Source organism: Exiguobacterium oxidotolerans JCM 12280 (assembly GCF_000702625.1).
Classification (GTDB): domain Bacteria; phylum Bacillota; class Bacilli; order Exiguobacteriales; family Exiguobacteriaceae; genus Exiguobacterium_A; species Exiguobacterium_A oxidotolerans.
This window is the reverse complement of record NZ_JNIS01000001.1, coordinates 823,312-835,700: the sequence shown is the minus strand read 5'-3', so window position 1 is coordinate 835,700 and position 12,389 is coordinate 823,312. Positions and strand designations below refer to the sequence as shown.

13 protein-coding genes are annotated in these 12,389 nt (G+C 48.2%); 6 read left to right on the top strand and 7 right to left on the bottom strand.

Annotation, left to right across the window (positions count from 1 at the left end; translation table 11 throughout):
• Positions 1 to 162: 162 nt before the first annotated feature.
• Positions 163 to 1,887, bottom strand: coding sequence for a phosphoenolpyruvate--protein phosphotransferase (gene ptsP / locus P403_RS0104280; RefSeq protein ID WP_029331237.1), 1,725 nt, complete (start codon positions 1,885 to 1,887; stop codon positions 163 to 165).
• A 355-nt stretch (positions 1,888 to 2,242) separates the two neighbouring features.
• Here ptsP and P403_RS0104275 point away from each other — a divergent pair, with 355 nt between their 5' ends.
• Genes P403_RS0104275 through P403_RS0104265 form a run of 3 tightly spaced genes read left to right on the top strand, consistent with a single transcriptional unit; the run spans position 2,243 to position 4,495 of the window.
• Positions 2,243 to 3,676, top strand: a complete 1,434-nt coding sequence (locus P403_RS0104275; RefSeq protein ID WP_029331236.1) for a leucyl aminopeptidase — start codon at positions 2,243 to 2,245, stop codon at positions 3,674 to 3,676.
• Complete coding sequence (locus P403_RS16575; RefSeq protein ID WP_157898492.1) at positions 3,673 to 3,843, top strand: hypothetical protein; 171 nt, start codon at positions 3,673 to 3,675, stop codon at positions 3,841 to 3,843. The genes P403_RS0104275 and P403_RS16575 overlap by 4 nt, the downstream gene beginning before the upstream one ends.
• The gene (locus P403_RS0104265) at positions 3,824 to 4,495 is read left to right on the top strand and encodes a DUF429 domain-containing protein (protein ID WP_029331235.1); all 672 of its coding nucleotides are present in this window, start codon (positions 3,824 to 3,826) and stop codon (positions 4,493 to 4,495) included. The genes P403_RS16575 and P403_RS0104265 overlap by 20 nt, the downstream gene beginning before the upstream one ends.
• On the opposite strand, the gene ytvI is transcribed toward P403_RS0104265, so the two are convergent.
• The gene (gene ytvI / locus P403_RS0104260; RefSeq protein WP_029331234.1) at positions 4,475 to 5,599 is read right to left on the bottom strand and encodes a sporulation integral membrane protein YtvI; all 1,125 of its coding nucleotides are present in this window, start codon (positions 5,597 to 5,599) and stop codon (positions 4,475 to 4,477) included. The two genes, P403_RS0104265 and ytvI, sit on opposite strands and share 21 nt — an antisense overlap.
• An 85-nt stretch (positions 5,600 to 5,684) precedes the next feature.
• On the opposite strand from ytvI, the gene P403_RS0104255 reads away from it, so the two are divergent.
• Positions 5,685 to 5,873, top strand: a complete 189-nt coding sequence (locus P403_RS0104255) for a hypothetical protein (RefSeq protein ID WP_029331233.1) — start codon at positions 5,685 to 5,687, stop codon at positions 5,871 to 5,873.
• A complete protein-coding gene (locus P403_RS16265) occupies positions 5,836 to 6,726 on the top strand; it encodes a MazG nucleotide pyrophosphohydrolase domain-containing protein (RefSeq protein WP_167331089.1) in 891 nt (296 codons plus the stop codon). The genes P403_RS0104255 and P403_RS16265 overlap by 38 nt, the downstream gene beginning before the upstream one ends.
• 79 nt (positions 6,727 to 6,805) lie before the next feature.
• Here the strand turns inward: P403_RS16265 and P403_RS0104245 are convergent, their stop codons facing one another.
• The 5 genes from P403_RS0104245 to P403_RS0104225 are packed head-to-tail and all read right to left on the bottom strand — an operon-like array spanning position 6,806 to position 9,831.
• Positions 6,806 to 7,993 carry an aminotransferase gene (locus tag P403_RS0104245; protein WP_034800876.1) on the bottom strand — a complete coding sequence of 396 codons (1,188 nt, stop codon included), beginning with the start codon at positions 7,991 to 7,993 and terminating at the stop codon, positions 6,806 to 6,808.
• Entirely contained in the window at positions 7,990 to 8,487 is a 498-nt protein-coding gene (locus P403_RS0104240) for an Lrp/AsnC family transcriptional regulator (protein WP_051667304.1), read from the bottom strand. The genes P403_RS0104245 and P403_RS0104240 overlap by 4 nt, the downstream gene beginning before the upstream one ends.
• A gap of 5 nt (positions 8,488 to 8,492) precedes the next feature.
• Positions 8,493 to 9,287 carry a glycosyltransferase family 2 protein gene (locus P403_RS0104235; protein WP_029331229.1) on the bottom strand — a complete coding sequence of 265 codons (795 nt, stop codon included), beginning with the start codon at positions 9,285 to 9,287 and terminating at the stop codon, positions 8,493 to 8,495.
• Positions 9,288 to 9,344: 57 nt separating this feature from the next.
• The gene (locus P403_RS0104230) at positions 9,345 to 9,584 is read right to left on the bottom strand and encodes a NifU N-terminal domain-containing protein (RefSeq protein WP_029331228.1); all 240 of its coding nucleotides are present in this window, start codon (positions 9,582 to 9,584) and stop codon (positions 9,345 to 9,347) included.
• Between the two features lie 13 nt (positions 9,585 to 9,597).
• On the bottom strand, positions 9,598 to 9,831 hold the full coding sequence (locus P403_RS0104225; protein ID WP_029331227.1) for a DUF1871 family protein: 234 nt from the start codon (positions 9,829 to 9,831) through the stop codon (positions 9,598 to 9,600).
• 275 nt (positions 9,832 to 10,106) lie between these two features.
• Here P403_RS0104225 and P403_RS0104220 point away from each other — a divergent pair, with 275 nt between their 5' ends.
• The gene (locus P403_RS0104220; RefSeq protein ID WP_029331226.1) at positions 10,107 to 12,374 is read left to right on the top strand and encodes a ribonucleoside-diphosphate reductase subunit alpha; all 2,268 of its coding nucleotides are present in this window, start codon (positions 10,107 to 10,109) and stop codon (positions 12,372 to 12,374) included.
• The last annotated feature ends 15 nt before the right edge of the window (positions 12,375 to 12,389 follow it).

Below are 12,389 nucleotides of genomic sequence, written 5' to 3'. Positions count from 1 at the left end.
TATCGATCTAACATGTTCACGCTTCATAAGCATTTGTCTACACGCTGTGGGACGGATTTTAAAATCCGTCCCTTATTTGTGTTGGACACTACTAACTAGAAGCAGTAATTCCTTTTGAGACGACAAAAAACACGCCCCGAGATGGGACGTGTCCGAAAAACCTTATTTTTTAATATCGAATGTCGTGCTGAGGAAGTTAACGACGTCTTCGGCTGTATCCATGTCGAGGACTTGATCAACGATTGCTTCACACTCTGTTTTGTTCAGGCGCGTCATCAAGCTACGTGCGCGAAGGACAGAAGAAGCAGACATTGAGAATTCGTCGAGTCCGAGTCCGAGGAGGATTGGAAGTGCGAGTTCTTCTCCAGCCATTTCACCACACATACCGACCCATTTACCGGCTTTGTGTGCTTCTGTGATGACGTTGTTTAAGAGGTTCAAGATGGCAGGGTTGAACGGTTGGTAGAGATACGAAACTTTTTCGTTCATCCGGTCTGCCGCCATCGTGTATTGAATCAAGTCGTTTGTTCCGACAGAGAAGAAGTCGACTTCTTTCGCGAATTGTTTCGCCATGACTGCTGTCGCTGGAATTTCGACCATCATTCCGACTTCGATGTCGTCAGAAACCGTTACACCTTCACTTTGAAGGTTCGCTTTTTCTTCAAGAAGTAACGCTTTTGCATCACGGAATTCTTCGAGTGTCGCGATCATCGGGAACATGACAGCAAGTTTGCCGTATGCACTTGCGCGAAGCAACGCACGAAGTTGTGTCCGGAACAAGTCTGTTTGGTCCAGGCAAAGACGAATTGCACGGTAACCAAGGAACGGGTTCATTTCGTGTGGGAGATCGAGGTATGAAAGTTCTTTATCTCCACCGATATCAAGTGTCCGGATGACAACTTTTTTATCGCCCATCGACTCGAGAACTGTTTTGTATGCTGTGAATTGCTCATCTTCCGTCGGGAACGTTTCCGCATCCATGTAGAGGAACTCCGTCCGGTAGAGACCGACTGCTTCCGCACCGTTCTCAAGCACACCTTTGACATCGTTTGGTGTTCCGATGTTCGCTGCAAGCTCGACGTGATGACCGTCTGCTGTAACTGTTTTTTCGTTTTTGAGTTTTTTCCATTCTTCTTTTTGAGCGATATATGCGGAGCGTTTTTCTTCGTACTCTGCGATTTGTTCGCTTGAAGGGTTGACGATGACATCGCCTTCCGCTCCGTCAAGAATCAAGAAATCACCGTGTTTGACTTCAGTCAAGACGACTTTTGTCCCGACGACTGCTGGAATTTCAAGAGAACGTGACATGATCGCCGAGTGCGACGTCCGTCCACCGATGTTCGTCGCAAAACCTTTTGCGTACTTCCGGTTGAGTTGGGCAGTGTCTGATGGTGTTAAGTCTTCTGCGATGATGATGACTTCTTCGTTGATTTGTGCAGGTGTGACGAATGTAATACCGAGAAGATGTGCCATTGTCCGTTTTGTTACGTCACGGACGTCAGCTGCACGTTCGCGCATGTACTCGTTGTCCATCGATTCAAAGATTGTCACCATCATTTGTGCGACTTCGTCGAGTGCTTGCGCTGCGTTCGTTTTGTCCTCGTCGATTTTTGCGTTGACTTGGCTGACGATTTCAGGATCTTCAAGGATCAACAAGTGAGCGGAGAAGATTTCTGCTTTGTCTGCACCGAGTTCTTTTAATGTGTTCTCACGGATGATTTCGAGTTCACCTTTTGATTGAGCGATCGCTGCCTGGAACCGTTCTTTTTCAGCCGCTGAATCCTCGATTTTATTGTTTGGAATGTCAAAGACAGGTGTTTCCATCACGAACGCCTTTGCAATCGCGATCCCTGCAGAAGCGCCAATTCCCTTGATATGTTGTGCCATGTGCATTACCCTCTTTTCAGTAAGTTTTTTTCGCCGCAACGCCGTCGTTTCTCTGCTATCTATAGATACCCATAAACGCATCTCTCTTAACGGGTCGACTGCGAACTCTCCCTTTGAATGAAAACGTAGACATTTCTGTCGTTACCAAAATGAACGTTTCTATGAAGTGCCTGTACTTTTCACCTGTTAATCCTATCACATTGTGAAACGGGCAACAATTGTTTGGAGCCGTGCATTTCGACAAATTACCGAACGTCAAAAATGAGAGCGTTTTCAGTTTGCGTGATGGCTATCAGTTGGAAAATGGCGCAAAACACTTCATACTTATTAGTAACACTAAAGGGGGATTTTTAAGATGCGATTAAAACAAGTAGATCAGCAAGCAGACATCGAAGTACTCGTCGTCGGTATCTCAGGAAATGCACAAATGGAAGAACGGATTCAGGCACTTTATCCGGAGCGGTTTGATGAGTGGGTCCGCGGTGGAGATATTTCGACGAAACAAGGCGAACTCCGGTTATTGCCGACGTTGACGGGGACGATTGCCCGTGTGTTATTTGTCGGTCTTGGTAAAGCGGACCATCTATCACAAGATGAATTACGTCGGCTGTTAGGAAAAGCCGCCCAATTTTTAAAAGTCCGGAAGCTATCGAACGTCACGGTTGATGCTGCGACATTCCCGGGCAAACCTGCCGAGTTGATCGCTGAGACGTTTGCACTTGCTACATATGACGTCAAGCACTACAAAACAGGGCCAAGCACTTCGTACGAACTCGATTTGACGATTTGGTCCGATGAAGGGGAGCAAGAAGCAGTACGCGGGCATGCCCTCGCTGAAGCAACGAATTTAGCCCGTCGTCTCGTCACGATGCCTGGGAACATCCTGACGGCGCCGGCACTCGCTGACGAAGCTCGTTTCATTGCGGAACGTCATGGACATGCGTTAAAAGTCATTGAAAAAGAAGAAATGGAAGCACTCGGCATGGGGGCGATGCTTGCCGTCAATCAAGGCTCGACGATCCCTCCGAAAATGATCGTCCTCGAATATAAAGGGGCGCGTGATGCAGCACCAATCGCCGTCGTCGGAAAAGGTGTCACGTTCGATACAGGTGGTTACTCGATTAAACCGAAAGACGGTATCGTCGGCATGAAGGGGGACATGGGGGGAGCAGCAGCCGTCCTCGGCTTATTCGAAGCCCTCGGTCGACTTAAGCCGAACGTCAACGTCCTTGGAGTGATTCCGGCAACGGACAATATGATTTCAGGTGATGCCTTCAAACCGGACGATGTCATTACATCGATGGCTGGAAAAACGATTGAAGTCTTGAATACGGATGCGGAAGGTCGTCTCGTCTTAGCGGACGCTGTCACCTATGCAAAAGAATACAATCCGAAAATGATCATTGATCTCGCGACATTGACGGGTGGAGTGCTCGTTGCGCTCGGGACAGAAATCACGGGAGCCTTAACGAACGACCAAGCTTTGTACAGCCGTTTTGAAACCATCACAAAAGAGACGAACGAGATGATTTGGCAGATGCCGTACGTCGATCAATTCATTAAACAAGTGCGCCGGTCGGAAGTCGCTGATTTAAATAACTCACCGGGACGGATGGGACACATGATCTTTGGCGGAGCGTTCGTTGGTGAATTCGTCGGGAAAACGCCATGGCTCCATCTTGATATCGCCGGAACATCAGAGCAAAAATCAGCATCGGAGCTTGGTCCAAAAGGTGCGACAGGTGTCATGGTTCGAAGTCTGTACCGGTTCGCTGAACAAGAAGGATGAGATGGCTGAACGTCCTCTTACTCATCATGACGGTGCTCAGCATCGTCTGGTATGTAGAGTCGGGTTCACGCGTTTCGCTGGCATGGGCTACGTTTTTAGGAGTCTTCACGGTCTTGTCATTACTGAAGGTGCTACGGGAGAAAACGAATGCGCGTCACCGGGATTGACGCAGCAAAAGCCGGCTGGGTCGCTGTCTCGATTGAAAAGGGTCGGTTTTCCTATCAAATCGTCGAACACCTCGATCAACTCGAAAGTGGCGACGTGCTCTACATCGACATGCCGATCGGACTTGAAACAGACACAAGACGAATCGTCGATCAGTTGTTACGAAATGAGCTGAAGCCGGGGCGGACGAGTAGTGTCTTCAATGCACCATTAGTGTCGGCGCTTGATGCATGTGACTATGCCACCGCGAACGCGCAGTCAAAACAAGCGGCAGGACTTGGCTTATCAAAACAAGCCTGGTACTTGTTACCGAAGATTCGGGAAGCGCGTAGTTATTACCGGAACGGGATGTACGAGTCGCATCCGGAAGTTTGTTTTGCTCGCTTGACCGGTCACCCGGCCCGCCATAACAAAAAGACGGTCGAGGGGATAAAGGAGCGGATAGAATTGTTACGGCAGTTCGCATGTCCTGCTTTTTGGGAACAATCCGTCAAAGGGGTTGCGACTGACGACTGGATTGATGCCTGTCTGCTTGCCGTCGCAGCGACTTGTCCGGTGGAATATCTCCCGAACCATCGACCGATTGATACGACGGGTCATCCCTTATATGCGGCAGCACCAAAAAAATCACCCTCACCGGAATGGTGTGGGTGATCCTTTAATAAAGTCCCATAAATAATGAAAGATTTGTGCATTATATAACGCTTTGATGATGACGGCGACGAGCGGTCCGAGGATCAGACCGAAGACCCCGAAAAATTTAATCCCGACGAACAAGGCGATAAGTGCCGTAATCGGCTGGATGCCGATATTGTCACCGACGATTTTCGGTTCCATGATATTACGCTGCAAAATGACGACTGCATACAGAATACCAAGTCCGATCGCAAGTCCCGTATCTCCTGTGATGATCGAATAAGCAATCCACGGTAAAAAGACAGATCCTGTACCTAGGTACGGCAAGATGTCAAAGAAAGCGGCGATGAAAGCAATCGCAAACGGATGATCGACACCGAGAATCAAAAGACCGATCAAGACGATGAAAAATGTAATCGTAATCAGTGTCAATTGGGCTTTGATGTAGCCAAATAGGGCGGACCGAAGACTCGAAACGACCGTTTCTGCACGTGCGAACCAGGGAAACATCTCGTACTGTTTCATCCTGATTTCATATTTGTGCCAGTCTTTCGCAAGGAAAAACCAGGCGAGCAGGACGATGACGAGAATCAAGGCGATTGAAGGTAAGGTCGCTAACACACTTTGTAACATCGTGGCGATACTTTTAGATCCTTCACCGATGAAGCTTGCAAGTGAGCTTCCGAGTGACTCGATACTGTTTTGAACCGTATTCTGTTGTGATGGACCGAGTGATTGGAGCGCTTCCGAAGCGTCGTTCCACATCGGGGCCAATTTGTCATTGTAGAGCTTTTGGAAATAGAGACTAAGTTCCTGGATTTGGTCCGGGAGTTGATTGGCGACAAAGACGAGTCCTCGAATCAGTTGCATGACAATCAAGACGAGTGAACCAATCAAAAGACCGCTCATTAAGATGATGGACAATAACGCACCCCAACCACGGTTGAGTCGAAGACGTTTTTGGAAAAAGTCGACAAGCGGACGACTGAGTAGGGCTAATAAAAATGCGAAGACGAACGGATACATCAACGAAGACAGGCGGATGATGATAAAACCTGTGAGAAACAAGGCGAGTATGACACCGATGAAACGAGCCAATTGCCAAAGACGTTCAGTCGACACGAGCAACACCTCTTATATATATGTAATACCATCATCATAGCATGTTAAGGAACGAGAACGTAGTTCAAACAGAGGAGGAATTTCGATGAAGCGAAAAGAAGTGGGACTACTGGTTTCCTTGGCGATCGCAAGTGGTGTAGCCGTCCGTGAATGGCGTAAAAACCGAAAATTTACTGAGCAGTATCAACGACAAACGCAGCAGCAGTTGATTAAAGAAATGACGGAGGTCGAGACGGATGCAGGAGATGATTCTACTTCAACAAAAAGTCGATGAAACGATTCGAGCGTTAGGTGGTTATTTTCGTCCGCTCTCTGGCCTCGCGCGCTTGATTGAAGAAGTCGGGGAAGTGGGAGAAGCGTTAGAAAAAGAGGACATGACGTTACTGTGTGCCGAACTCGTCGACGTGTTAATGATTTCAACATGTCTGTCAAACCAATACGTGACCGATTTAGCCTCAGAGCATCAGCAGTTGAAAACAGAACAGGACGAAGTGGACGCCTCGTTTTACCGCCTCGTTCATGAAGCAGGTCAGGTCGCCCGGGTCATGAACGGCTACGAAGGAGACAAGCCACCGAAAAAGACAGATGCAACGCTTACGGTCGGTACGTCACTCGCCCGTCTGCAGCGTGAGTTGTTCCGGTTTGCCCGTCCATTAGGTCTTGATTTGTTAAAAGAAATCGATCGGACGAATGAAAAGAACCTTGTGCGTGACAGTAAGCGTTTCGCGTTGACACGAGACCCCATTACGGAAGCGACGATTGATCATTACCGGAGCGCGACCGGCAGTGAGGAGCGACTCTGGGGTGCGCCCGTGTATGAAGCGGAACGTTCCTTAGAAGAGAACGTCCAACAGGCACTACCGTCGTTGCGACGCTTCTTACGGTGTGCTCGTACTGAGGGAATCGAGGCATTTGTTCTGGAAGCACCGATTGAGCGAAGTGATCAATTGGTCGCCGTCAAAGAACAGGCAGAAGAAATCGGACGAATCATCAAGGAACAAACCCCTTTGTCCTTTAAAGAAGCCCCGTACCGAATCGATGTATATGCTTCACAGTTAGGGCCGGTGTCACCGTTTCACTCAGAGGACGAACACCGGATGTTTTTGTTGCTTTATATTGATGCGTAATTCGAAAACGACGCTAAAAAGCGAACCGCCTCGTAAGGTGGTTCGCTTTTTGTGTGTTGAAAGAAAACGGTCGGGAAAATCATGTCAGACGATCAGCAACTGCCGTTCGTTGTTCAAGTTGTTGCATGAAGCGAGAAATACGATGGATGGCTTCTTGCAGTTGTTCGATTGAACTGGCATAGCTTGCGCGAACATAACCTTCACCACTCGCCCCGAAGACGGAACCAGGAACGACGGCAACACGTTCTGCTAGTAACAGTTGTTCTGCAAAGGCTTCACTCGTCAAACCCGTATCCCCGATGTAGGGAAAGGCATAGAAGGCACCCCCGGGTGAATGAGTCGGGAGACCGGCTTCATTCAAAGCTTTGACGAAGTAGTTACGGCGTTGGCGATAACTACGGACCATGTCAGGAACCGTCTTGTGGCGTGAACGGAGTGCTTCAATCCCGGCGAATTGGACGAGCGTCGGTGCACACATCATGCCGTACTGATGGACTTTCAGCATACACGCCGTGATTTCTTTTGGCGCACAGGTAAAACCGAGACGCCAACCTGTCATCGCAAAGGCTTTTGAGAAACCATTGATGACAATCGTGCGCTCCCGCATTCCAGGTAACGTCGCGAAGCACGTCGCCTCTTCCTCATACGACAACTCTGCATAGATTTCGTCACTGATGACATATAAATCATGTTTGTTTGCGAGGAGGGCGAGATCTGCGAGTTGATCGCGCGTCATGACAGAACCGGTCGGATTGGACGGAAAACAAAAAATGATGGCCTTCGTCCGTGCCGTGATCTTGGCTTCAATCGTCTCAGGAAGAATGGCGAAGCCGTCTTCCGGGCGACAGGCAGCAGCGACAGGAATTCCGCCTGCGAGCTCAATTAAAGGCGCGTACGAGACAAATGCCGGTTCGACGACGATGACCTCGTCACCAGGATTAATCAGCGTCCGAAAAGCTAAATCAAGTCCTTCGGATGCACCGGTCGTGACGATGATTTCGTCTTCGACTTGATACTCGATTGCGAATTTTTCGTGCATATAGTTTCGGATTTCTTGCCGTAACTCGACTAAACCGGCATTGGCGCTATATGCCGTATACCCTTGCTCGAGTGCGGCGAAGCTTGCTTCCCGGACGTTCCACGGGGTGACGAAGTCAGGTTCGCCGACGCCGAGCGAGATGACATCTTCCATTGAACCGGCTAAGTCGAAGAAGCGACGGATGCCGGACGGTGCTAATTGTTCGACGCGTTCAGAAAGTGACTTCATGGAGACACCTTCAATCGTTTATCGCCGTCATCCTGACTGAAGAGGACACCATCGTGTTTGTATGTCTTCAAACGGAAATGGGTCGTCGTCGAAATGACGGAATCGAGTGTCGATAGTTTTTCCGAGACGAATTGCGAGACTTCCTGAAGCGACTTTCCGTCAAGGACGACTTGTAAGTCGTAAGCACCTGACATCAAATAGAGCGACGTGACTTCCGGGAAACGATGAATCCGTTCTGCGACTTCATCAAAGCCGCGGCCCCGTTTCGGTGTAACTTTGACATCGATGAATGCCGTGACGCCATGGTGGGAATTGATTTTTTGCCAATCGATGACTGCCGTATAACCTAACAAGACACCGTCTTGTTTAAAGCGGGCAATCGAGTCGATGACTTCGTCGACTGGCAGGTCGAGCATTTGAGCAGCGAGTGTCGAATCGACAGGACCACTTTGTGATAGTAACTCTAAGAGTTCTAATTGTTTTTCTGTATACACGGGATTCACTCGCTTTCTGTCAATTGTCCGTCAAACGTCCGGCGTGTCTCACGTAATCGGGCACGGCGTTCAGACTGAACAATATGAAAATTTTTCATTTCGGTCGTTGGCAACTCGTGTTTAGCGACGAGACGGTCGAAGTAGACTTTTCGTGCCGCATCTTGCTGAGCGGATTGATGATTACCGGACGGATTAAAGGCATAGAGGACCGTCGCGCGTGCTGGGTGAAGCACGAGATGGTCCTTCCCGACACGGAGAATCCAGTCCCAGTCCCAGTAGTTGAAGACGTCTTCATCAAACGCACCAAGTGTTTGGTGAAGTGATTTGCGATACATTGATCCGGATGGGATGAACGTCGAGTCTTGCTTCATCGCGTCACGGTCATATGGATAGGCGAATGGCTCCGTATCGATGACGGTCCGGCGTCCATTCTCCCAGCGATACGTAAAGAGTTCGGCATCTGCATACGTCAAGTCTGCCCCGGCTTCTAAATCGCCGAGCGATTCCTCGATATGAGAAGGCAACAATAAATCATCATCATCATGGAGCAAGATGAATTGACCGTTCGCGATCGTCACGCCGTGGTTGCGAGCCCGGACGTGATGATTTTCAGGTAAGTCGACATGGATAAGTGTTAAGCGGTCTTCAAAAGCACGTACGACGGGAATAATCGAGTCGCCGTTGTTGTTCAAAAGAATCACTTCGAAATCTTGATAGTATTGACGGGTCAATGCTTCGAGCGCCTCAGATAACTCACGTGGGCGATTGTACGTCGGGATGATGACAGATACCATTGGCATGAGAATCGGCTCCTTCAACAAAGACACCTGCAACATCCAGGTGTCTTTTCGTAATAATTACATATGTTCTTCGATGACTGGAAGCAGTTCGTTCCATTCAGCTGTCGGTTCTTTCGTGACGGTGATGAAGTCACCGTAAGCGAACAGGTTATCGATCCCATCGACGGTGATCAATGCTGCGAGCAATGCATCCTCCGGTGTATCGTCTTTTTTGACGCTCGTACTTTTTGATCCAAAACGATCACCGTCGAGCGTGATTTTTACTGAATTCGGGTTCGGTGTGTAGTCTACTTGCATAATAAGTCTCCTTTCAAAGTTCACACGAGTCTTCGCACAAAAGTAAATTCGTGGCGAGAGTAGTTAGTTCCTGCTGATCGGGTTGTTCTCCAAACGATTCTTCAAATATTTCACCAATTGCTTGTGCAAGTGGTCTTACTTGATCATGAATCGTTAATAGCACTAGTATAGCAGACATTTCCGTTGGATAATTTCCTGACCCTAGGAGAAAAGGATCATATTTATTTAAAAGTTCTTCTGAACTCAAAACGCGTTCAACTCCTTATCTCAATATATCTCAAAAGGCGGTGGTCTGCGTTTTTAAATTTGTTTGACCTGATTTTTAATGCAAGGGGTTATTTTTTGCTGATTCAGTGATAACCTATATCTTGTACATAAATAGGTTTAAAAACGCTTAAAACGTCTATATATAGAGTGACACTTTAATAGTTCTTTCTATATGTAGGACGTCTTTTTTTAGTTTAGCGCATTTTTTACTGCAATGCGAACCTGTTTAACGATAGAGAATGGGAGTGGTTCATAGTGGCATCTCCACTGAATACAGCACGCATCTATAAGGGTGCAATGACAATAGAAGATGTATATCTCGTGATTCGACAAGTGACAGCGTCTTATCCAGAACTCGACATCGAACGTTATACAGAACGCGCGATTCGGGCGCTCGAAGGGAAAAACCTCCAGGCCGATCAAGTGTATGAATTGTTGACGATGCATGCGCTCGACATGTTAAAAGCAGAGGAACCGAACTGGACGTTCGTCGCGACGGCAACGTACTTAAATCGTCTTTATCTCGAGGCAAGTGAAAATCGTGGATATGTAGCAGATGAACGTTATGGATCGCTTTACACGTTGATTGAAAAGCTTACTGAAATTGGTATTTTCACACCACATTTACTTTCAGCCTACACGAAGGATGAAATCGAAGAACTCGCTGCGACAATCGATCCTTCACGCGACCAACTCTTCACATACATTGGTCTCCGGACGTTAGCGGATCGTTATCTTGCCCGTGATCACGTGAAAAAATTATATGAACTACCGCAAGAACGCTTCATGATCATCGCGATGACGTTGATGCAGACAGAACCGAAAGAACGCCGGGTCGAGCTCGTCAAAGAATCGTACTGGGCTTTGTCGAACCTCTACATGACGGTTGCGACGCCAACACTTTCGAATGCCGGGAAATCATACGGACAGTTATCGTCTTGTTTCATCGATACGGTCGACGATTCACTCCGTGGGATTTACGACTCGAATACGGACGTTGCGACACTTTCAAAAGGCGGCGGCGGAATCGGCGTCTACATGGGTAAAATTCGTTCGCGCGGATCAGACATCAAAGGATTCAAAGGTGTTTCGAGTGGTGTCATTCCCTGGATGAAACAGTTGAACAACACGGCAGTCAGTGTCGATCAGCTCGGCATGCGTCAAGGTTCAATTGCAGTTTATCTCGACATTTGGCATAAAGATATCCTCGAGTTCCTCGATGCGAAACTCAACAACGGGGACGAGCGATTGCGGACACATGATCTCTTTACGGGCGTGAGTTTACCGGACCACTTCATGCGTACGGTTGAAGCGCGTGGCGATTGGTATTTATTCGATCCACACGAAATCCGTACGGTGATGGGCTTTAGTCTTGAAGATCATTTCGATGAGACGGAACAAGGCGGCAGCTTCACTGAAAAGTATGAAGCCTGTGTCAACGAACCGCGTCTCAGCCGGACGAAAGTTTCGGCGATCGATCTCGTCAAACGCTACATGCGTTCGCAACTCGAGACGGGAACACCGTACATGTTCTTCCGTGACGCGGTAAACCGTGCCAACCCGAACAAGCATGCCGGCATGATCTATTCGTCAAACCTCTGCTCGGAAATCATGCAAAACATGAGTCCGACGACGGTGACGGAAGAATACACGGAAGATGGAAAAATCATCATTACGAAAACACCGGGCGATTTCGTCGTCTGTAACTTATCTTCGATCGCCCTCGCGCGCGCCGTTCGTTCGGATGTCCTCGAACGGTTGATTCCGATTCAGATGCGGATGCTCGACAACGTCATCGATTTGAATACGATTGACGTCCCGCAAGCACAAATCACGAACCAAAAATACCGTGCCGTTGGTCTCGGGACGTTCGGTTGGCACCATCTGCTTGCACTCGAAGGGATTCGCTGGGAATCGGTCGAAGCCGTCCAGTATGCGGATCGTCTTTACGAAAAAATCGCTTACTTGACGATTGATGCATCGATGCAACTTGCGAAAGAAAAAGGGGCATACCGTTTATTCGAAGGATCAGAATGGCAAACAGGTGAATACATCAAACGTCGTCACTATAAATCAACTGCCGAGCTGAACTGGGATCGTCTCCAAGCAGATATCACAGAGCACGGTATGCGAAATGCCTACCTGATGGCAGTCGCACCGAACTCATCGACAGCAATCATCGCCGGTAGTACGGCATCGATTGATCCCATCTATAAAAAAGTCTACGCAGAAGAAAAGAAAAACTACAAGATTCCTGTGACGGTGCCGGATTTGACGCCGGATACGAACTGGTTCTATAAATCAGCGTTTGAGATTGATCAACTGTGGAGCATTCGTCAAAATGCATCGCGCCAACGTCACATCGACCAAGCAATCAGTTTTAATCTCTATGTCAAAAACAACGTCAAAGCGACTGAATTACTCGAGATGCACATGGAAGCATGGCAACTGGGGATGAAGACGATTTATTACACACGTTCGACAACCGTCGAAATCGATGAATGTGAGTCGTGTTCGTCATAAGAGAGGGGACGATAT

Bases quoted from the DNA above. Each gene is read 5' to 3' on its own strand.
- P403_RS0104245 (WP_034800876.1), bottom strand. From the start codon at position 7,993: ATGAAGTCACTTTCTGAACGCGTCGAACAATTAGCACCGTCCGGCATC.
- P403_RS0104255 (WP_029331233.1), top strand. From the start codon at position 5,685: ATGAAGCGAAAAGAAGTGGGACTACTGGTTTCCTTGGCGATCGCAAGT.
- ptsP (WP_029331237.1), bottom strand. From the start codon at position 1,887: ATGGCACAACATATCAAGGGAATTGGCGCTTCTGCAGGGATCGCGATT.
- P403_RS16575 (WP_157898492.1), top strand. From the start codon at position 3,673: ATGAGATGGCTGAACGTCCTCTTACTCATCATGACGGTGCTCAGCATC.
- P403_RS16265 (WP_167331089.1), top strand. From the start codon at position 5,836: ATGCAGGAGATGATTCTACTTCAACAAAAAGTCGATGAAACGATTCGA.
- P403_RS0104265 (WP_029331235.1), top strand. From the start codon at position 3,824: ATGCGCGTCACCGGGATTGACGCAGCAAAAGCCGGCTGGGTCGCTGTC.
- P403_RS0104275 (WP_029331236.1), top strand. From the start codon at position 2,243: ATGCGATTAAAACAAGTAGATCAGCAAGCAGACATCGAAGTACTCGTC.
- P403_RS0104230 (WP_029331228.1), bottom strand. From the start codon at position 9,584: ATGCAAGTAGACTACACACCGAACCCGAATTCAGTAAAAATCACGCTC.
- P403_RS0104235 (WP_029331229.1), bottom strand. From the start codon at position 9,287: ATGCCAATGGTATCTGTCATCATCCCGACGTACAATCGCCCACGTGAG.